Below are 20,778 nucleotides of genomic sequence, written 5' to 3' on the forward strand. Positions count from 1 at the left end.
TTAATGGCACATTTTACCGTTATTGGCTTAGGGCGATTTGGTGTCGCCGCTAGCCTAGAATTGATCCACTTAGGCCACACGGTCACTGGCGTGGATAGTGACCCTAAAATGGTGGAAAAATACGTAGAAGACCTAACCGAAGCGGTTATTTGTGATTGTTCCGACGAAGCCGCACTACGTGAGCTAGATCTCGCAAACAGTGAAGCCGTACTGGTCGCAATTGGCGAAGATATGCAATCAAGTTTGCTGTGCACCTTGGCACTGAAAAATCTAGGTGTAGAAGTCATTTGGGTCAAGGCCAGCACTAAAGCCCATCACACTATCGTCTCTAAACTCGGCGTCGCCCGCATCATACATCCAGAGGAAGAAATGGGCATACGTGTCGCCCAGTCACTCAACTATCCTATGGTGAACAATTTCCTGCCGATTGGTGATGGTCTCTATGTGGTCGAAATCCATATCAAGCCTCACCTTGATCAAACTACTGTCAGCCAACTACTCGGCGCTGCACAGGATGATGTTAAAGATGATGCAAAAAGCAATGTGATACGCAATCCTAAAGGCAAAGTCGCTGCCATTATGGTTAAGCGGGATCTGACGGTTTTCAGCAAAATTGATAGTCAATTTATCCTGCAAACGAATGACGCCTTACTGCTCTGCGGTAGCCGTACTGAGCTCAAATACCTAGCGCCAAGGTTGGTGTAATTTGGTTCAATGGCATCCCTCCATCATGGCGATTGAGCATAAACCCAAATCGAGTAAAAAGTTGTTAGGCGCACCGCCCTTTATCCTAAGCGTGAGCTTTGCATTGTTGATCATCTTAGGCACTTGCTTACTCAAACTGCCGATAGCAACCGAATCGTCTATTACGTGGCTACAAAGTCTGTTCACGGCCACCTCGGCTGTAACAGTGACAGGACTTGTCGTTGTAGATACTGGCACTGTTTTTACGCCCTTTGGGCAAATCGTCATAGCGCTGTTAATCCAATGCGGTGGACTTGGGCTGATGACCTTCGCCATTGTCACCTTGATCGCCATTGGCGGTAGAATTGGTTTTTTACACCAAACAGTCGCAAAAGAGGCTTTTAATCAAACAGATACATCGACTCTAGTGTCAACGGCAAAATCAGTGTTAGTGTTTTCTCTGCTGGTTGAAGCCGTAGGCATGGCCATTCTTTCCGTGTACTGGAGTCAGGAACTCGGTTGGCAAACCAGCTTATTCCACGGTTTTTTCTACACCATCAGCGCTTTTAACAATGCAGGTTTTGCCCTCAGTGCCGACAGCCTAATGCCCTATGTTGCCGATCCTGTCATTAATCTCACCATCACCGGCCTGCTCATCATAGGTGGCCTTGGATTCTCGGTGTGGATCGACCTCAAGCGCAACAAGCGTTGGTCAAAACTCAGCGTTTACAGCCGCATGATGATCACAGGCACTATGATTATCAACGCCGTCGCAGTGATTGCGATTTACTTTATTGAGTACAACAACCCCAATACCTTGGCGCCCTTAAGCGAACTCGGTAAATGGTTAGCCTCATGGTTTCAAGCCGTTACACCGCGCACCGCAGGCTTTAATACACTAGCAATTGACCAACTCGAAGATGGTACAACGCTACTCATGCTGGTATTGATGTTTATTGGCGGCGGCTCACTAAGTACCGCCAGCGGTATTAAAGTCGTCACCTTTATGGTGCTCATCTTGGCAACTTATGGCTATTTACGCCGCGATGAAGCTATTTATGTATTTAAGCGCGAGATCCCCAAAGACACTGTCAGCAAAGCCTTGGCACTAACCATGATCTCCATTGGCGTCACTTGGCTAGCCATCTTCGCACTGGTATTAAGTGAAAACGCACCGTTAATTGATATCGTCTTTGAGGCCGTATCGGCACTGGGCACAGTCGGTTTGTCCCGAGGTTTAACAGGCAACTTAACTACTCTAGGCCAAGCCATCATCATTTTTATAATGTTCATGGGTCGCCTCGGCCCACTCGTACTCGCCTACTTCCTCGCCAGCCCAAGGACCAAGAAACTGCGCTACGCAGAAACTAAACTGGCGATTGGTTGATTAAGTGCTCTAACGATATGACAGAAATATTTTGTAAAAATCACAGGAACAGAAGCTGAGATAAATGAGCATCCCTTAAAAAATAAATTCACAATCAATAATTCACTAAACATGTCACATATCACTTCACAGGTGATGACTGAAACATCAAAACAATCGACAATGTGTAACCCAAAAGCAATGTAAGCACCTATTGTCAATAGTTTTTATGAGCAATGCATACATTCAAAATCTCGCTTTGAGCCACTATTCTGTGGATGAGCGGTATCACTATCCTAGTGAAAACTCATTGCCTAAAAAGGGTAAAACGTTGGAAAGTCGAACTAAACACGGTAATTAGCGATTGATTGGTAGCGATAAGACTGTATTAAAGTGGATAATAGACGCTATCAAACATCAGATAACCATACCTGTCTAGGCATTGAAATTTTGGGTTATTGTGTGAAGTGAGTTTAAGATTTCAAACTGGATGATATAAATGAAAAAAGAACAACAAATTGAAAACGAGTTAATCGCCAAGCTTGAAGATCTCAAATACAGCTACCGTGCAGATATTCGCAATAAGGCCGCACTTGAACAAAATTTCCGTGAAAAATTCGAAGCCTTAAACCGGGTAAACTTAACCGACAACGAGTTCAAGCGCCTACTGCAAGAAATTATCACCAGTGATGTATTCAGCGCCGCTAAAACCCTGCGAGAGCGCGGCTATTTTCAGCGTGAAGATGGTACGCCTTTACATTACACCTTAGTTAATATCAAAGACTGGTGTAAAAACGAATTTGAAGTGATCAACCAGCTTCGCATTAACCATGATGACAGCAACCATCGCTTCGACGTGATCTTGCTGATCAACGGTGTGCCTGTGGTGCAAATAGAGTTAAAAAATCACACTATTGTAACTCGCCGCGCTATGGAGCAAATCGTTACCTATAAAAACGATGCAGGTAACGGCTACGGCAATACTCTAATGTGCTTTATGCAGCTCTTTATTGTCAGCAATGAAAACCAAACCTATTACTTTGCCAATAACCGTAACGAGCATTTCAGTTTTAATGCCGATGAACGCTTTTTGCCGATCTATCAATTAGCCAATGAAAACAACAGAAAAATTGCCCATCTTCACGACTTCTCTGACTATTTTTTAGCTAAATGCACGTTAGGAGAAATGATCAGCCGCTACATGGTATTAGTGCAATCCGAACAAAAACTGCTGATGATGCGTCCGTACCAAATTTATGCGGTGCAAGCGATTGTTGATTGTATTCACGACAATCGTGGCAACGGCTATATTTGGCATACCACTGGCTCAGGCAAAACTTTAACCTCCTTTAAAGCCTCGACCTTACTCAAAGACAACCCCGAGGTTGATAAGTGTTTGTTTGTGGTTGACCGTAAAGATCTCGACCGCCAAACCCGTGAAGAATTTAACAAATTTCAAGACGGCTGCGTAGAAGAAAACACCAATACCGAAACCTTAGTGCGCCGGATGCTGTCAGAAGACTACGCCGACAAAGTCATCGTCACCACCATCCAAAAGCTTGGCCTAGCACTGGATGAAAACAGCAAGCGCAACCTTAGCAAAATCAAAGATGGCCAACAAACCTTTAAAGAACGTTTAGAGCCACTGCGCAATAAACGTGTCGTGTTTATTTTTGACGAATGTCATCGTTCTCAGTTTGGCGATAACCATAAAGCGATTAAAAACTTCTTTCCAAAATCACAGCTATTTGGCTTTACCGGCACTCCCATTTTTGATGAAAACTCTAATTACACTCAAATCGACGGTACGGTAGGTTCATTTAAAACTACCAAAGACATATTTGAAAAAGAACTGCATCCATACACTATTACTAACGCCATTGAAGATAAAAACGTACTGAGTTTTCACATTGATTATTTTGGTAAAAACAACAAAAATTCAGACGGCGACAGTAAAGTGGACACCGTCACGCCACCGCCAGAAGCCGTGGTAAAAGAAATTTTAGCCAAACATGATGCCGCCACCAATCAGCGCCGTTTTAACGCCGTGCTCGCTACCGCTAAAATTAATGACGCGATACATTATTTTGAGCAATTCAAAATACAACAGGCACAAAAGCAAGCCCAAGATGAAAGCTATATTCCGCTTAATATTGCCTGTGTGTTTTCTCCACCCGCGCAGCCATCAAAAAATAGCGATGAAACTCAAGCCTACAACGCAGATAAAAACGTCAAAGACATAAAACAACTGCAAGAAGACTTACCGCAAGAGCAGCTCGACAACCAACAAGAGCCTGAGCAAAAAAAGGCTGCGCTGATTGCCATTATAAAAAGCTATAACCAGCAATTTGGCACCAACCACAACATTAATGAATTTGACTTGTACTACCAAGACGTACAGCAGCGCATTAAAGACCAAAAATACAGTAATGCCGACTACCCACATAAAAACAAAATCGACATCGTTATCGTGGTCGATATGCTGCTCACGGGGTTTGACTCTAAATACCTCAATACCTTATATGTCGATAAAAACCTTAAATATCATAGTTTAATACAAGCGTTTTCGCGCACCAACCGTGTACTCAACGACAGCAAACCTTGGGGCAACATTCTTGACTTTCGCGGCCAAGAAACACAAGTGAACCAAGCAATTAAACTATTCTCGGGTGCAGATAAAGATCGCGCCAAAGAGATTTGGCTCGTAGAGCCAGCCCCCGTCGTCGTTGCAAAATACCAGCAAGCAATTACAGACTTGCAAACCTTTATGCAAAGTAAAGGGTTAGATTGCACGCCGTCGGACGTTGCTAACTTAAACGGCGACACCGCCAAAGCCGAGTTTATTAACCACTTTAAAGAAGTGCAAAAGCTCAAAACGCAAATAGAGCAATATACTGAACTCGACGATCAACAGCTGCAAACCGTTGAAGCCGCCATGCCTATCGACAACCTGCGAGGCTTTAAAGGCGCTTACCTCGAAACCGCCAAAGGCTTAAAACGCAAGCAAGACCAAAATAATCCTGAGTTAGACGCAAGCATTGAACAGCTCGAATTTGAGTTTGTCTTATTTGCCTCAGCCTTAATTGATTACGACTACATCATGGGGTTAATCGCCCAATCTACTCAAGCAGCAGGCCAAGGTGCCAGCAAGCATAAAATGACTCGCCAAGAGCTAATGGATTTAATCAGCTCACAGGCCAATTTAATGGAAGACCGCGACGATATCATCGCCTACATCGAAAACCTGCCCACAGGTGTCGCATTAAATGTTGAGCAAATTAAAATTGGCTTTCAAAAATTTAAAGCGGCTAAAGCCGCCAGCGAATTAAACCAATTAGCACTCACCCACGGCCTTACGCCCCAAAGCTTGCAAGACTTTGTTGATGGCATAATGCAGCACATGATTTTTGATGGTGAGCAGTTAAGTGACTTACTTGCCCCGCTAGACTTAGGTTGGAAAGCGCGCACCCAAAAAGAGCTTGCACTAATGGAAGACTTAATCCCCTATTTACATAAACTCGCCCAAGGGCGCGAAATATCAGGGCTTGCTGCCTATGAATAAGCCAAAAGAGCCGCTAAATACCCCAACAATACTCACTGAACAGCCAAACGAGCAAACCTTTGCCCATCTGCTCGCGCATATTCAGCAAACCCGCCAGCAAGTGTTTGCTCAGGTAAATACCGCGTTAATTGAGCTGTATTGGTCGGTAGGTCAAACCATTAGCGAAAAAGTCGCCTCACAAAGCTGGGGCAAAGGCGTGGTTAAGCAACTCGCAGCCTACATTGCTAGCCAAGACTCAGACATTAAAGGTTTTAGCGATAAAAACCTCTGGCGAATGAAGCAGTTTTACGAGACTTATCAAAACGATACAAAAATCGCATCACTGGTGAGAGTGTTACCTTGGACTCACAACACCATTATCTTTTCGCGTTGCAAAAGCAGCCTTGAGCGCGAATATTATTTAACCCTAGTACAAAATGAAAAGCTCAGCAGCCGCGAGCTAGAGCGCCACATAAACGCAGCCCATTTTGAGCGCAGCTTGACCGTTCAACCAAAACTCTCAGCAGTGCTGAGACAATCGCACCCAACTAGCCCAAGCATCTTTAAAGACTGCTACACCTTAGAGTTTTTAGGCCTGCCCAGCAGCCACAGCGAAAGCGACCTGCAACACGCCATTATAAAAAACCTAAAAACCTTTATTTTAGAGCTCGGTAAAGACTTTATTTTTATTGGCGAAGAATACCGCCTACAAGTGGGCAACCAAGACTTTTACATCGACTTGTTATTTTTTCACCGAGGCCTCGCCGCACTGGTCGCCTTTGAGCTAAAAATCGGTAAATTTAGCCCGCAGCATTTAGGCCAGCTCGACTTTTACCTCGAAGCCCTCGACCGCGACGTGAAAAAGCCCCACGAAAACCCCAGCATTGGCGTATTACTGTGCCGCGACAAAGACGACGAAGTGGTCGAATATGCCCTATCGCGTAACTTATCCCCCACACTGGTGGCTCAGTACCAATGCCAACTGCCCGACAAACAGCTGTTGCAAGCCAAGCTGCATCAGCTATTACAAGACCTGCCAGCGCAAGACGAATTAGCCAGTCAGCAGATGGCTGAACCCGCGCCAAGGCAAGGAGAAGACAATGAATAAACCAACGGAAAAAGGCTTAGTGCCAGATTTGAGATTTCCTGAGTTTAAAAATGATGGTGATTGGTGTTTTAATGAGCTGGGTAGTAAAACTAAAAAAGTGGGAAGTGGTATCACACCCAAAGGTGGGGATAAGAATTATAAATCAGCAGGAGTACCATTTGTCCGAAGTCAGAATATTGGATGGGGCAGTTTGATCCTTGAAAATATTGCTTTTATTGAGGAAGAGGTACATCAATCTTTTTCAGGTACTGAAATTAAAAAAAATGACGTCCTTCTGAATATTACAGGTGCATCAATAGGCCGATCTGCCATTGCGGATCAGCGCGTCACCGGTGGTAACGTAAATCAGCATGTCTGTATTATCAGAACAAAACTCAAAGAACTTCACCCTGTTTATCTCTGCCAATTTATCCTATCTCCAAATGGGCAGCTTCAAATAGATAGCTTTCAGGCAGGAGGCAATAGAGAGGGGCTTAATTTCGCTCAGATACGCTCATTTTCAATCCCGATCCCGCCAAACGTTGAAGAACAACAAAAAATTGCCGATTGCCTTTCGTCCCTCGACGAGCTGTTGAGCGCACACAACCAAAAACTGGACGCTTTAAAAGCCCATAAAAAAGGCCTGATGCAGCAACTTTTCCCTGCCGAAGGTGAAACTGTTCCTAAGTTTAGATTTCCTGAGTTTCAGGATGCAGGGGATTGGGAGGAAGTAACTTTTGGAAAAGTCATAAAGATAAATTCAGGAAAAGGCTTCAAAGCTTCTGAGTACTCAAAAAAAGGCATTCGACTACTGCAAATTGAAAACGTTGGATACGGCGAGACAAAATGGAATGAGAATACAATATTTCTTCCTGAAACATACGCAACTGAATATCCAGAATTGGTCTTACGAAATGGCGATATCGTTCTCGCATTAAATCGCCCAGTTACGAACGACGAACTAAAAATTGCCAGAATACTAAAAGATGATGAGCCATCAATATTGTATCAACGAGTTGGAAAATTAGAAGTTATAGACAAATCTCTTACTGTGGATTTCGCATTCCATATCTGTCGTCAATTTATTAAGGAATTTGTAATTAGCAAATCCATTGGCAGTGACCAGCCATTTATTTCATTAAGAGATTTATATGCGCAAAGCATTCTAATTTCATTACCTACCGAACAACAAAAAATCGCCTCATGCCTATCCAGCATCGACGAGCTTATCACCGCGCAAAGCCAAAAAATTGAAGCCCTTAAAGCACATAAAAAAGGTTTAATGCAGCAACTATTTCCGACGTTTGGTGGCGACAGCATAGATGCAGAAGATAGAGCGATGCAGAATGCCAAAGTAGAGGTGAGCGCATGAGTGAATTAACCTTTTCCACGCTCGATGAAGTGGCAGCACATTTACGCCATGTGCTAGAAAACGGCATACCACAGACCAATACAAATCCAAAAACGGTTAAGCAAACCTTATTATTTGCCTATAACGGCACGGGTAAGACCCGTTTATCCATGGCATTTAAAGAACAAGGTAAAAAGGAAGGTAAGCGCGATACCTTGTATTTTAATGCTTTTACCGAAGATTTATTTAACTGGGACAACGACCTAAAAGACGATGCTACACGGGTGTTAACACTCAATAAAACCTCCAGCTTTTTTGATGCATTAAAAGATGAAGACTTAGATTTAGAAAACCAAATTAGACCATTGGTTCAACGCTACGGTGATTTCAATTTTTTAATTAATTATAAAAAAGGCCATGTGAATTTTATCCGCGAAGTATTAATTGATGATAAAACTGAAAACATTGAGCATATAAAAGTATCCCGCGGTGAAGAGAATATTTTTATCTGGTGCTTCTTCCTCGCCATTGCTCAATTAGCGGCAGATAAGCAAGTAACTTACAGCTGGGTTAAATATTTATATATTGATGATCCCATTTCATCACTGGATGATAATAATGCTATTGCAGTGGCAAGCCACCTTGCACAGTTGCTGAAAAATAACAGCATTAAAGCGGTAATTTCATCCCACCATACTTTATTTTTTAATGTGATATGGAATGAGCTCAATGAGAAGAAAAAGCTTCAACCTTATTTTTTAAGTTACGATAAGGAAGCGCAACGCTATAAGCTGCGCTACACCAATAGCACACCATTTTTTCACCATGTAGCTCTGTTAGAACAACTGCATAAAGCGGCCCAATCCGGTGATTTATTTACTTATCACTTTAATATTTTGCGCAGTATACTAGAAAAAACGGCTACTTTTCATGGCTTCAAAAACTTTTCAGCCTGTATTGCTCAAGAAAAAGATGATCCTGAAGGCATATTACATGCGCGTATGATTAATATTTTAAGTCACGGCAATTATTCGCTATTTGAGCCAATGGAAATGACCGATGAAAATAAAGGTCATTTTCGCCGCATATTACGCAATTTTATGAAAAACTACCGTTTTGACCCTGCACTGTTTCCTGAGCTTTTAATACAACAAAAGCCTTCAATATACCAAGCACCAACTGTACAGCAAGCGCAAGCCGAACAACTCGAAGAGATCAATTAACATGACCCAAGAACAGCTCAAAGATTTAGGCAAAACCCTGTGGGATATAGCCGACAGCCTTCGCGGTGCGATGAACGCCGATGACTTTCGCGACTATATGTTGTCGTTTTTATTTTTACGCTATTTATCAGACAACTACGAAACGGCGGCGCAAAAAGAGCTCGGCAGTGATTACCCTGCACTGGCTAAAGACGATAAAACGGCGCCACTCGCGCTATGGTACACAGCCAATAGCGAGGATGTGGCCGAGTTTGAAAAACAGATGCGCCGCAAACTGCATTATGTGATTGAGCCGCGCCATTTGTGGACCAGCATTGCCGAACTGGCACGCATGCAAAGCGGCGAATTACTGCAAACCTTAGAGGCCGGTTTTAAATACATTGAAGAGCAAAGCTTTGATAGCAGCTTTAAAGGCTTATTCTCTGAAATTAATTTAAACTCTGAAAAGTTAGGCAAAACCCCCACTGATCGTAATAAAAAGCTCTGCACTATCATTCAAAAAATCTCCGAAGGTATTGCCGAGTTTTCTACCAATAGCGATATTTTGGGCGATGCCTATGAATATCTCATCGGTGAATTTGCCGCAGGCTCAGGAAAAAAGGCCGGTGAGTTTTATACCCCACAGCCTATTTCGACTATTTTGTCCGAAATTGTCACCCTCGACAGCCAAGAGCCCAAAACGGGCAAAAAGAAAAAACTCGACAAGGTATTAGACTTTGCCTGCGGTTCTGGCTCGTTATTACTCAATGTGCGTAAGCATATTGTCGATGCGGGCGGCAGTGTCGGTAAAATTTACGGCCAAGAAAAAAACATCACCACCTTTAACCTTGCCCGCATGAATATGTTATTGCATGGGGTAAAAGACACAGAGTTTGACATCCACCACGGTGATACCTTGTTAAACGACTGGGACATACTCAGTGAGAGGAACCCTGCTAAAAAACTTAAATGCGATGCAGTAGTGGCTAATCCGCCATTTAGTTATCGCTGGGATCCGAGTGAAGCACAGGGTGAAGATTTCCGCTTCAAAAGCCATGGGTTAGCGCCAAAATCCGCCGCAGATTTTGCTTTTTTACTGCACGGTTTTCACTTTTTAAGTGATGAAGGCACCATGGCGATTATTTTGCCCCATGGCGTACTATTTAGAGGCGGCGCAGAGCAACGTATACGCACTAAATTACTCAACGATGGCCACATAGATACTGTCATTGGTTTGCCTGCAAACTTGTTTTTCTCTACGGGTATCCCCGTTTGCATAATAGTGCTGAAGAAATGCAAAAAGTACGACGATGTATTGTTTATTAATGCCAGCGAACATTATGAAAAAGGTAAACGCCAGAATAGGTTACGCGAAGGCACAGGTGATGAACCTAACGACATTAAGAAAATCGTTGAAACATATCAATACCGCAGTGAAGAAGAGCGTTATTCGCGCCGCGTGTCGATGGCAGAGATTGAGAAAAACGATTTCAATCTCAATATTTCTCGTTACGTCAGTACGGCAAAAGATGCGGTAAAAATTGTTCTTGTGGAAGAACAACAAAAACTGGTTGTTATAGAGAAATCAATAGAGGCTGCGTTGAAAAAACATAATGCGTTTTTATCTGAATTAGATTTATCGTTATTGCCAGGTGAACCTAAGAAAAACTAACCACAAATTCGCATTAACAACGAAGACTATCTTTTAGTTTAACTATCATGCAGTTACACTAATTATTCGTTTTATCTCAAAAGATTGTCTTCGTTTTAATTTCATCACTCTTATGCAGGCTATGAGCTAAACCGCTTGCCCTGCGGCGACGCCAGATGCCCAGGCCCATTGAAAATTAAACCCACCTAACCAACCACTTACGTCCATGACTTCACCGATAAAGTAGAGTCCTGCGACTTTACTGGCTTCCATGGTTTTAGATGACAATTCATTACTATCAATACCGCCTAACGTCACTTCGGCGGTGCGGTAGCCTTCGGTGCCGTTCATCAATACTGTCCAGTGGTGTATATCATCCACCAGTGTTGCGCGCTCGGCGTGCACTAGCTGATTTAACGCTTTATTCAACAGGGCTTCATCGAATAGCACTTCGACCAGCCGTTTAGGTAACCATTGGCTGATGGTATTGCGCAGGCTTTGTTTTGGATGTGCGGCGAGCTGCTGCTCAAGCAATTGCGCCAAATCCATATTCGGCAAAAGATCGATTTCTATGGTTTCGCCCGCTTTCCAATAGTTGGAAATCTGCAAAATGGCAGGGCCAGATAAGCCGCGGTGGGTAAAGAGTAAGGCTTCGCTGAACGCAGTGCCATCTTTGGCGGTAATGCGGCTCGGAACCGCTATACCCGACAAAGGTTCGAAACGAATTTTATCTTCACTGTGCCATGTAAAAGGCACCAGACCCGCGTGAGTTGGCAATACTTTGAGGCCAAACTGCTCGGCCAGTTGATAACCGTAAGGCGTGGCGCCGAGTTTAGGCATGGATAAACCGCCCGTGGCGATAACCAGTGAGTCGCAGCTCAGTTCGCCGTTAGAGGTGTTGAGCTCAAAGCGCCCTGCCTCGGTCTTTTTAACGGCCAGAATATCGGTGCGCAGCTTAATCGTCACGCCCGCCCATTCACACTCGGTCAATAGCATAGTGACTATCTCTTTGGCCGAGTCATTGCAAAACAGTTGGCCGTGATCACGTTCGTGGTATTCAATGCCGTGACGCTCGACCATTTCAATAAACTGCTGCGACGGATAACGCGCGAGTGCCGATTTAACAAAGTGAGGATTGCCACAGAGGAAGTTAGCGGGCTCGACTTTAAGGTTGGTAAAGTTACAACGCCCGCCGCCGCTGATGAGGATTTTACGCCCAGCTTGCTTGGCATTGTCGAGTACGAGTACATCACGGCCTCGGTAACCTGCGGTCGCTGCACACATCAATCCCGCGGCGCCGGCTCCGATAATAATGACATCATGATGTTTCACGCTCTTACTCCACACAGATAAATTGATTGGTATTGGCTGCCAACGGGCAATTTGATGACTTGCGAACCTTTAGCAAGCAAGTCATGCAACAGCTAAACGGAGCAAAGATAAGCTCAAATGCTAGACACAAATCCCCTCTTTCACCATCCCTGGCGACCGGGGATAAATACTTCCGTGCATAAAAAAGGGCGCTATTTTAGCACCCTTTCCTTTATTCGGCATTACAGCATCATCACGGCTCGCGGTTTATTGCGTAGGCGTTTCTGATTTCTTTTCTCTGCTGAGCAGCTCTTTAGCAGCATCGACCGGCGCTTTGCCTTGATACAATACTTGGTAAATCTGCTCAGTGATCGGCATTTCAACCCCGAGGCGTTTCGCAAGCGTAAACACTTCTTTGGTATTGCGATAACCTTCAACCACTTGGCCAATTTCAGCCTGTGCTGTCATCACATCACAGCCTTTACCTAAGGCTAAACCGAAACGACGGTTACGGGATTGGTTGTCGGTACAGGTCAACACTAAGTCGCCTAACCCCGCCATGCCCATAAAAGTGGCCGCGTTGGCACCTAAGGCTTCGCCTAAACGCGTCAATTCGACTAAACCACGGGTAATCAAGGCTGTTCTGGCATTAGCACCAAAGCCGATACCGTCGGACATGCCCGCGCCAATCGCGATCACGTTCTTTACCGCGCCGCCCAGTTGCAGTCCGGTAAAGTCGTCATTGGCGTAAACCCGCAAACGTTTAGGGCTGTGTAACAGCTCGACGAGATCGTTGGTGAATTTAGGACAAGTGCCCGCGACCGAAATGGCCGTAGGTAAACCCATGGCGAGTTCTTTCGCGAAGGTCGGCCCAGATAACACCGCCAGCGGATATTGCTCACCTAACACATCACGGGCCACATCTTGCAGCAAACGTCCGGTTTCAGGTTCGAGCCCTTTCGTTGCCCATACGATGCGCGCATCGCTACGGAGTAACGGTTTAGCTTGCTCAAGCACAGTACCAAACACATGGCTTGGCACCACCACTAACACATTGTTGCTGGCGGCTAAGGCTTTGGCTAAATCGGCTTCGATCTGTAAACAATCAGGAAACGCAATACCAGGCAAAAAAGCTTGGTTGCACTTGTCTTGAGCGAGCGTTTGCATGTGGACAGGATCGTGTCCCCATAACAAGGTCTTATGACCGTTGCTGGCTAAAGAAATGGCAAGGGCGGAGCCATAAGAGCCCGCCCCTAATACCGTGATATCGGCAGAGTTTTTCATGTAATTAAGCGTTAGCTTCTTCGGCAGCTGGTGCAGTCGCAGCAGCTTGACGTTGTTGCACGTATTGGGCAAACAGCGCGTCGAAGTTAACAGGTGCTAAGTTCAGTTGTGGGAAAGTACCACGACCAACTAAGCTGCCCACGGTTTCACGAGCATATGGGAATAGGATGTTAGGGCAGTATGCACCTAATGAATGGGCCAATTGTGGCTCAGTCAGACCAGTGATAGAGAAGATACCGGCTTGTTGTACTTCACATAGGAAAGCGGTATCGCCACCGTTTTGTGCAGTCACAGTTAAAGACAGGACAACTTCATACACATCATCAGCTAATTTAGCGCTGCGCGTGTCTAAATCTAACTTAACTTCTGGGTTCCATTCTTTTTGGAATACCGCTGGGCTGTTAGGCGTTTCGAAAGACACATCTTTAGTGTAAACACGTTGGATGTTGAATTGTGGGGCTTGTTGTTCGTTGTTTGCTACTTCAGCCATAATTTCCTACCTATCCTATCAATGTTGTATCGGCTTTTCGTTGAAAGCCAATTATTATTTGAAAGCCAATTACTATTTGAACGTAAATTGGCTCGGGGCTTATGTTACTCAAGGCCTATATCAGATCTCAGTATCATCCCAACTTGTACCCATATTCGGGTATCGATCGAACCAGTCTAAAAACTTACATTAAGCCCTTAGCGACCGTAGGATCAGTATGCCAAACAATGATGACTTTATTACTGCACTATCCTGTGGATTGAGTGCAGCTTAAATCATAACTGCCGCCGACAACTTATCTTTTGCTTTTTGAAACAGGCATATTTGCTGCCTGCCATTCACCCATACCACCTTTCAAGTTGTACAGGTTTTCAAAACCTTGCTTACTCAAAAGCTGAGCGGCTTGAGACGAGGTCATGCCAGCATTGCATACCAATATAATGGGACTGGCTTTATACTTTTCAAGGGCTGATATCTGATTATTTTTAATATCGGCGAGCGTAACGTTAAGTGCATCAACAATATGGCCCTTGCGGAACTCGTCGTTCGAGCGCACATCAACCACTTTAGCATCCTGTCTATTCACCATAATCGTTAATTCTTGATGAGAAATACTTTTGATTTTTGACATGCTCGATTTGATGATACTCGCGACAAGCACAACAAATAATCCCACCCAAGCCAGACTGAGCATTGAGTGAGCTTTAAAAAATTCGATATATTCTTGCATGATGATTGCCCGCATAAATGGCGAAAATTCGATAAGGGCACAGAGTATACCGATTGCCTTGGCAGAATGCAGCAGTTTAGTCACAGTTCGAGATCGCACTTTTAGTGCAATTGACTCTGTACTTGTCACAAGCCACTCACAGAATCGGGCGAATTAGTGATTCGATGACCTTAATCGGGGTAAAGCGCTTTTTCATACCCCGCTAACGTAGTAATATTTGACCAATTTCAGATTTCTATCGCTTCTATAAAACTTAAAGGTATCACTATGACGACAGCTAAACGTCCGCTCGCGTTGTTGATCCTCGATGGCTGGGGCTACCGTGAAAACACGCATAATAATGCGATTTTCCACGCCAAGACTCCGGTACTCGACCGTCTCAACGCTAAATATCCCCATAGTTTGATTTCAGGTTCTGGCTTAGATGTTGGCTTACCTGATGGCCAGATGGGAAATTCTGAAGTTGGCCATATTAACTTAGGCTCTGGCCGTGTGGTTTATCAAGAACTCACTCGTATCAGTAAAGCCATTGCAGATCATGAGTTTGAAAAAAATCCTGCGCTATGTGATGCGGTAGACTCAGCCATCAAAGCTGGCGGAGCAGTGCACATTATGGGATTGCTTTCCCCCGGTGGCGTCCACAGCCATGAAGAGCATATCGAAGCTATGTGCCGTATGGCCGTTGCGCGCGGTGCTACTCAGGTTTATCTGCACGCTTTCCTCGACGGCCGCGATACGCCACCGCGTAGCGCTAAGGGTAGCCTGAGTCATTTTGATGATCTGTTTACTACATTAGGCCATGGCCGTATCGCATCGATTATTGGTCGTTACTTTGCTATGGACAGGGATAATCGTTGGGATCGCGTGTCGCAAGCCTACGATTTAATCACCCAAGGCAAGCCAAAATTCCAATACGACAATGCCGTTACAGCATTGGAAGCGGCTTACGAACGTAACGAAAACGACGAATTCGTTTCTTCATCGGCGATCACAGATGCCAACGGTCAAGTTGCGACCTTAAAAGACGGCGATGCCCTGATTTTTATGAACTTCCGTGCTGACCGCGCCCGTCAAATCACCCGTAGCTTTATTCACCCAGACTTCGATGGTTTCGAACGCGCTGTTATGCCGAAAATGCACTTCGTCACTTTGACTGAGTATGCTGGCGACATCACAGCACCTATCGCTTATCCATCTGAAAACTTAGTGAATACCTTAGGTGAAGTGCTGCAGAAACAAGGTCGTACTCAGCTGCGTATCTCTGAAACTGAGAAATACGCCCATGTGACTTTCTTCTTTAACGGCGGTAAAGAAGAGCCATTCGAGGGAGAAGATCGCATCCTAATCAACTCGCCTAAAGTGGCAACTTACGATCTACAGCCTGAGATGAGTTCAGCTGAGCTGACTGACAAGTTAGTCGCAGCAATTGAATCAACCAAGTACGACGTGATCATCTGTAACTACCCCAATGGTGACATGGTTGGCCACACAGGTAATTTCGATGCCGCCGTTAAAGCTTGTGAAGCTGTCGACGCTTGTATCGGCCGTGTGGTTGATGCGCTGGCGAAAGTGGGCGGAGAATGTATTATTACCGCCGACCACGGCAATGCCGAGCAAATGACCGACGAAACCACAGGTCAGGCTCACACAGCCCACACCAGTGAACTCGTGCCTTTCGTCTTTGTTGGACGCGATGCGACCATAGATGAAGGTGGTAAACTCAGCGATGTTGCACCTACCATCTTGACCTTGATCGGCGAAGCCATTCCAGCTGAGATGACGGGCAAACCCTTAATCCACATAAAAGAGTAACCGTTACCTAGTGAGCACTCGACTCCTTGTTAAAGCCAGCATTATTGCTGGCTTTATGATGTTATCTTTCTCGGCACACGCTTCTGATTTGGAGAAGCGTAAGTCCGAGTTAAAATCAATCCAAACGCAAATAAATCAACAACAAAGCGCATTAAAAACCACCAGTAAACAAAGAGAAAAACTGCTGTCATTGCTGCGTAGCGATGAAGAAGCGATTGCGTCAGCTGCCAAAAAAGTCAACAGCACCAAAAATAGCTTAGCGCAAATCGACACTAAACTTGCCGAGCTAAAACAACGTCAAGATGAGTTAGAAACGCTTAAGGTGACTCAACAACAAACACTGTCGAAACAGCTGTCGAGTGCCTATCTTGCCGGTAATCACGATTACACTAAGATGATGCTTAATCAGCAAAGTCCCGCCACTATCGAGCGTATGTTGGCTTATTACCAATACCTCAATAAAGCGCGGATGAAGTCGATCAACGAATTAAAACAAACCTTGACCGAGCTAGATGAGATCAAGGTGTCGCAAACGAGTAAGCAAAAGCAATTAACGAAACTCGTGGCCGAACAACAAGTACAAGCTAAACGTTTGAGCCAAGAGCAAGATCAGCGTCAACTGACCATCAAAGAGCTGCAACGCACCTTAAATTCTAAGGGTGCAGAGCTTGAGCAGTTGCAAATTGAAGAGGCCAGCTTAAAGCGCGTCGTTGAACAAGCGCTGCGTGCCATGAAAGATAATCCCTCGATGGAAGGCTTTGGTAAACAAAGTGGCAAACTTAAATGGCCGACAAAAGGTCGTGTGAGTGCTAGCTTTGGTAGCCAACGCTCCGGTCAAGTCGTGTGGAAAGGCACTATGTTGTCTGCACCAGAAGGGCAAAATATTCGAGCCGTTTCAGGTGGTAAAGTCATTTATGCCGACTGGTTACGCGGTTTTGGTCTTGTTATGGTCATCGATCACGGTAAAGGTTATATGAGTCTTTACGGTCACGCTCAAACCCTACTAAAAAGCCCTGGTGAGATGGTAAAAAGCGGTGAAGCGATTGCTTTAGTCGGACGTTCAGGTGGACAGAGCGAGCCTGGCCTATACTTTGAAATAAGGCATAAAGGGCAAGCCGTCGATCCAGCGAAATACTGTCGCTAATCATAACGGTCCCCTTATCACAGGGGACCGTTATGAAATACATGATCCGCTATATCAGTTGCGTTGGATTAGGTCTCACTTTAGGCCTATCCATCAGCCTCTCCAGCCAAGAGAACGCGAAATCCTACCGCGACAACTTTGACTATCCATTACTACAAGATGTACTTGAAACGGTTGAAACTTACTATATCAAAACCGTTCCCAAAGAAGAGCTAGTGCAGGCCGCCATCAAAGGCATTTTTGAACATCTCGACCCCTATTCCAGCTTCTTGAATCATCAAGAATTACTCGATCTTAAAGATTCTAATCGCGGCGAGTATTTTGGTTTCGGTTTCGAAGTCGCGGCCCAAAAAGACCACATCAGCATCATAGCCCCCTTTGCCCATTCTCCCGCAGAGCAAGCGGGAATACGTGCGGGCGATATTATTATTAAACTTAACAACACCCTGGCGACTGAAACGAATCTAGCCGATATCCTTACTGAAATAAAAAGACATAGTCTCAATAATCAGAGTATTAACTTAGAGCTAAAACACAGTAATGACGATGCCACCTTTAAAGTGTCACTCAAGCCAAGCAATATCACTATAGAGTCGGTCAGCACTCAACTGCTTGATGGCAATATTGGCTATGTCAGATTAAGCAACTTCCAAGAAAACTCTACCGAAGATATGGTGCGCTCGCTCAGCCAATGGCAAAACAAACCACTCACAGGGCTTATCTTAGACCTACGTAATAATCCCGGCGGCCTACTCGACCAAGCGGTTAAAATTGCGGATCTATTTCTCGCCAAAGGACGCATAGTCTCAACCTCTGGCCGCTTCTTCGACGCCAACTCTGACTACTATGCCTCACCGCAAACCATGCTGACTAACGTGCCTATGCTAGTGTTAATCAACAAAGGCTCGGCCTCTGCATCCGAAGTTCTCGCCGCCGCATTACAAGAAAATGGTCGTGCTAAACTCTTAGGTGAGACCAGTTTTGGCAAAGGTACAGTACAAAGCCTGATCCCCATCTTAGAAGATGGTAATGCGATTAAACTCACAATTGCCCAGTACAATACTCCTAGAGGTGAAAACATTCACAACATTGGGATCATCCCCGACATAAAAATTGCCGCCGAAACTGGTCCCAGCGTCGGTAATTTAGCTATAATCGACGCCCTATCAGCCCATGCATCACTGGCCCAAGATCATCAAGTGACCTCTGCCATTGCATGGATACAGCACCATGATGAATAAGAAGAAATTGTGCGCTTACTTTATTCCTTGGCCCTATTGGCCCTAAGCATTTCTCAAAGCTATGCTGCTCAGCTTGCACTCATTATTGATGACATAGGTTATCGTCATACAGATAAAGCCGTGCTGGCACTGCCCAGTACAGTAACACTCTCAGTATTACCCCATACCCCACTAGGCAAAGAACTCGCTAACGCAGGACACAAAAAAGGCCACGAAATTATGCTACATCTTCCCATGCAGGCGCTTAATGGTAAGACATTAGGGCTGGGGGGGTTAACCAATACGATGACTGAGGCACAAATTCGCACCAGTGTTATTGATGCGATTAACAGCGTTCCCTTTGCCAAAGGTGCCAATAACCACATGGGGAGTCTATTAACTCAACTGGACGATCCCATGCTCTGGGTCATGGAAACACTCAAACAAAAGCAGCTGTATTTTGTCGATAGTATGACAACACGATTCACTAAGGCAGGGGATAACGCAGATAAGCTAGGCATTCCTTTACTAAAACGCCAACTGTTTCTAGACAATGATACTAGTGCCAATGCACTCGAGAGACAATTTAACTTAATGATAAGTCAGGCACATACCCAAGGTAGCTTGGTGGCGATTGCCCATCCTTATCCAGAAACTATGCGCTTCTTAGAGGCTAACCTACACAGACTTAAAACCGAGGGGATTGATCTAGTGCCAGCATCGAGTTTGCTCCCCATCGGTATTGCACTTAAAAGTGGTACTAATCCAGTTGCAGTACTGAAATAGAAAAGTCTGGCAGCAAGGCGACTAACTCATCACGGTTACTCACAATATCCAGCAAAGTATATTGATCCAGCACATTCAAATAAGCTTCAACTGCTTGTGCTAACACGCCTTTCAACTTACAGGCTGGCGTGAATCGGCAGTAAGGTTTACTGCAATCAATCGGTGCTAACGAGTTTTCTAACACCCGAACTAACTGGCCTAAATTAATCTCACTCGCAGGCTTACCCAAACGGAAACCGCCCATCTTGCCGCGAATGGTTTCGAGGTAACCCATCTTGCCTAAATGATGCACTATCTTAGAGACATGATTTGGTGACAGATCAAACACCTGCGTAATTTCAGCAATCCTAAATAAAGTTGTTCTATCTGGCTGAACCGCTAAATACATCAGGGTACGAACGCCAAAATCGGTATAACGAGTTAACTGCATATTTCACCTGTCAGCGATAAACTTAATGAGAGGTCTGAGATTCGAGTTGGGTAATCAACCAAAGCGCCTCTTCGTTCGAATGACCACAAACATCTTCAGATGCATCGAAATCACTACAAACCGCAGGACGATCAGGCGAGCCGAAAATCAAACATAAATTGGCATCGCTCAATTGCACACAACGTTCACCCGCCGCCTTACCCTTTGGCATACCCGGAATACTGCTGCTTATTGAAGGCGCAATACAGCAAGCACCACACCCAAGACGACAATTCATTTTCGTTACTCATGAAAGACATAAGGCATTATACCGTTTAATTTGTCCGAGATCAGTGTCACAGGTCAATACTGCCAAGTCGCGCACAAGAGGTTTTCAGAACGTGAAAGAAACAATATTGATAAAGTGGAATAAAGATCGGCAAAAAAGTAGGTTTTGATTTTTAACATTGAAGCGAAAGCGTCATATTCTGATAAGGACTTCATCTACATGATGGTCGAGTATGACGATAACCACATGCTCCGAGCCCGAAGCATGTGCGTCACTGACACGAAAATATCAGCAACGCCATAACGAAAAAAGCCTCATCTTTCGATGAGGCTTATCTCTTAATGTTGGCGGAGCGGACGGGACTCGAACCCGCGACCCCCGGCGTGACAGGCCGGTATTCTAACCAACTGAACTACCGCTC

The 20,778-nt window shown here is 44.8% G+C and carries 17 protein-coding genes; 11 read left to right on the forward strand and 6 right to left on the reverse strand.

The genetic code is table 11. From position 1 onward, the window contains the following. Nucleotides 1-3 precede the first annotated feature (3 nt). The 7 genes from KFE26_RS17435 to KFE26_RS17465 all read left to right on the forward strand — a co-directional run bounded on the left by KFE26_RS17435 (nucleotide 4) and on the right by KFE26_RS17465 (nucleotide 10,903). Nucleotides 4-705, forward strand: coding sequence for a potassium channel family protein (locus tag KFE26_RS17435; protein WP_105250904.1), 702 nt, complete (start codon nucleotides 4-6; stop codon nucleotides 703-705). A gap of 1 nt (nucleotide 706) precedes the next feature. Continuing rightward, a complete protein-coding gene (locus KFE26_RS17440; RefSeq protein WP_212601163.1) occupies nucleotides 707-2,071 on the forward strand; it encodes a TrkH family potassium uptake protein in 1,365 nt (454 codons plus the stop codon). Between the two features lie 478 nt (nucleotides 2,072-2,549). Then, nucleotides 2,550-5,612: a type I restriction endonuclease subunit R gene (locus KFE26_RS17445; RefSeq protein WP_212601164.1), complete on the forward strand. Its 3,063-nt coding sequence runs from the start codon at nucleotides 2,550-2,552 to the stop codon at nucleotides 5,610-5,612. Beyond that, complete coding sequence (locus tag KFE26_RS17450) at nucleotides 5,605-6,699, forward strand: YhcG family protein (protein ID WP_212601165.1); 1,095 nt, start codon at nucleotides 5,605-5,607, stop codon at nucleotides 6,697-6,699. The genes KFE26_RS17445 and KFE26_RS17450 overlap by 8 nt, the downstream gene beginning before the upstream one ends. Further along, a complete protein-coding gene (locus KFE26_RS17455; protein ID WP_212601166.1) occupies nucleotides 6,692-8,050 on the forward strand; it encodes a restriction endonuclease subunit S in 1,359 nt (452 codons plus the stop codon). The genes KFE26_RS17450 and KFE26_RS17455 overlap by 8 nt, the downstream gene beginning before the upstream one ends. Next, a complete protein-coding gene (locus tag KFE26_RS17460) occupies nucleotides 8,047-9,252 on the forward strand; it encodes an AAA family ATPase (RefSeq protein ID WP_212601167.1) in 1,206 nt (401 codons plus the stop codon). Before KFE26_RS17455 ends, KFE26_RS17460 begins: the two co-directional genes overlap by 4 nt. 1 nt (nucleotide 9,253) lies before the next feature. After that, nucleotides 9,254-10,903, forward strand: coding sequence for a type I restriction-modification system subunit M (locus tag KFE26_RS17465; RefSeq protein WP_212601168.1), 1,650 nt, complete (start codon nucleotides 9,254-9,256; stop codon nucleotides 10,901-10,903). 126 nt (nucleotides 10,904-11,029) lie between these two features. On the opposite strand, the gene KFE26_RS17470 is transcribed toward KFE26_RS17465, so the two are convergent. The 4 genes from KFE26_RS17470 to KFE26_RS17485 form a co-directional block, all read right to left on the reverse strand. Beyond that, nucleotides 11,030-12,214: an NAD(P)/FAD-dependent oxidoreductase gene (locus KFE26_RS17470; protein WP_212601169.1), complete on the reverse strand. Its 1,185-nt coding sequence runs from the start codon at nucleotides 12,212-12,214 to the stop codon at nucleotides 11,030-11,032. A 246-nt stretch (nucleotides 12,215-12,460) separates the two neighbouring features. Continuing rightward, nucleotides 12,461-13,477 (reverse strand): NAD(P)H-dependent glycerol-3-phosphate dehydrogenase, encoded by a 1,017-nt coding sequence (gene gpsA, locus KFE26_RS17475; RefSeq protein WP_173497252.1) that lies wholly within the window; start codon nucleotides 13,475-13,477, stop codon nucleotides 12,461-12,463. A 4-nt stretch (nucleotides 13,478-13,481) separates the two neighbouring features. Then, the gene (gene secB / locus KFE26_RS17480; protein WP_006083777.1) at nucleotides 13,482-13,967 is read right to left on the reverse strand and encodes a protein-export chaperone SecB; all 486 of its coding nucleotides are present in this window, start codon (nucleotides 13,965-13,967) and stop codon (nucleotides 13,482-13,484) included. A gap of 295 nt (nucleotides 13,968-14,262) precedes the next feature. After that, entirely contained in the window at nucleotides 14,263-14,697 is a 435-nt protein-coding gene (locus KFE26_RS17485) for a rhodanese-like domain-containing protein (RefSeq protein ID WP_105253030.1), read from the reverse strand. Between the two features lie 267 nt (nucleotides 14,698-14,964). Between KFE26_RS17485 and gpmM the strand changes: the two genes are divergently transcribed. From gpmM to KFE26_RS17505, 4 genes are read left to right on the forward strand one after another with little or no spacing between them, the layout of a single operon-like run. Beyond that, nucleotides 14,965-16,509 carry a 2,3-bisphosphoglycerate-independent phosphoglycerate mutase gene (gpmM, locus tag KFE26_RS17490; protein WP_212601170.1) on the forward strand — a complete coding sequence of 515 codons (1,545 nt, stop codon included), beginning with the start codon at nucleotides 14,965-14,967 and terminating at the stop codon, nucleotides 16,507-16,509. A 10-nt stretch (nucleotides 16,510-16,519) separates the two neighbouring features. After that, the gene (locus tag KFE26_RS17495; RefSeq protein WP_113941204.1) at nucleotides 16,520-17,653 is read left to right on the forward strand and encodes a murein hydrolase activator EnvC; all 1,134 of its coding nucleotides are present in this window, start codon (nucleotides 16,520-16,522) and stop codon (nucleotides 17,651-17,653) included. 32 nt (nucleotides 17,654-17,685) lie between these two features. After that, nucleotides 17,686-18,894: a S41 family peptidase gene (locus KFE26_RS17500; RefSeq protein WP_212601171.1), complete on the forward strand. Its 1,209-nt coding sequence runs from the start codon at nucleotides 17,686-17,688 to the stop codon at nucleotides 18,892-18,894. 9 nt (nucleotides 18,895-18,903) lie between these two features. Further along, complete coding sequence (locus KFE26_RS17505; protein ID WP_212601172.1) at nucleotides 18,904-19,659, forward strand: divergent polysaccharide deacetylase family protein; 756 nt, start codon at nucleotides 18,904-18,906, stop codon at nucleotides 19,657-19,659. Here KFE26_RS17505 and KFE26_RS17510 read toward each other — a convergent pair. Both KFE26_RS17510 and KFE26_RS17515 read right to left on the reverse strand, forming a co-directional pair. Continuing rightward, the gene (locus KFE26_RS17510) at nucleotides 19,634-20,089 is read right to left on the reverse strand and encodes an Rrf2 family transcriptional regulator (RefSeq protein ID WP_105250838.1); all 456 of its coding nucleotides are present in this window, start codon (nucleotides 20,087-20,089) and stop codon (nucleotides 19,634-19,636) included. The two genes, KFE26_RS17505 and KFE26_RS17510, sit on opposite strands and share 26 nt — an antisense overlap. Before the next feature lie 22 nt (nucleotides 20,090-20,111). Further along, entirely contained in the window at nucleotides 20,112-20,366 is a 255-nt protein-coding gene (locus KFE26_RS17515) for a YkgJ family cysteine cluster protein (protein WP_173242460.1), read from the reverse strand. Between the last annotated feature and the right edge of the window lie 412 nt (nucleotides 20,367-20,778).

This window comes from Shewanella sp. M16 (genome assembly GCF_018224605.1).
Taxonomy (GTDB): Bacteria; Pseudomonadota; Gammaproteobacteria; order Enterobacterales; family Shewanellaceae; genus Shewanella; species Shewanella oncorhynchi.

Bases quoted from the DNA above. Each gene is read 5' to 3' on its own strand.
- gpmM (WP_212601170.1), top strand. From the start codon at position 14,965: ATGACGACAGCTAAACGTCCGCTCGCGTTGTTGATCCTCGATGGCTGG.
- KFE26_RS17445 (WP_212601164.1), top strand. From the start codon at position 2,550: ATGAAAAAAGAACAACAAATTGAAAACGAGTTAATCGCCAAGCTTGAA.
- KFE26_RS17485 (WP_105253030.1), bottom strand. From the start codon at position 14,697: ATGCAAGAATATATCGAATTTTTTAAAGCTCACTCAATGCTCAGTCTG.
- KFE26_RS17450 (WP_212601165.1), top strand. From the start codon at position 5,605: ATGAATAAGCCAAAAGAGCCGCTAAATACCCCAACAATACTCACTGAA.
- secB (WP_006083777.1), bottom strand. From the start codon at position 13,967: ATGGCTGAAGTAGCAAACAACGAACAACAAGCCCCACAATTCAACATC.
- KFE26_RS17465 (WP_212601168.1), top strand. From the start codon at position 9,254: ATGACCCAAGAACAGCTCAAAGATTTAGGCAAAACCCTGTGGGATATA.
- KFE26_RS17455 (WP_212601166.1), top strand. From the start codon at position 6,692: ATGAATAAACCAACGGAAAAAGGCTTAGTGCCAGATTTGAGATTTCCT.
- gpsA (WP_173497252.1), bottom strand. From the start codon at position 13,477: ATGAAAAACTCTGCCGATATCACGGTATTAGGGGCGGGCTCTTATGGC.
- KFE26_RS17515 (WP_173242460.1), bottom strand. From the start codon at position 20,366: ATGAATTGTCGTCTTGGGTGTGGTGCTTGCTGTATTGCGCCTTCAATA.
- KFE26_RS17500 (WP_212601171.1), top strand. From the start codon at position 17,686: ATGAAATACATGATCCGCTATATCAGTTGCGTTGGATTAGGTCTCACT.
- KFE26_RS17435 (WP_105250904.1), top strand. From the start codon at position 4: ATGGCACATTTTACCGTTATTGGCTTAGGGCGATTTGGTGTCGCCGCT.
- KFE26_RS17460 (WP_212601167.1), top strand. From the start codon at position 8,047: ATGAGTGAATTAACCTTTTCCACGCTCGATGAAGTGGCAGCACATTTA.
- KFE26_RS17510 (WP_105250838.1), bottom strand. From the start codon at position 20,089: ATGCAGTTAACTCGTTATACCGATTTTGGCGTTCGTACCCTGATGTAT.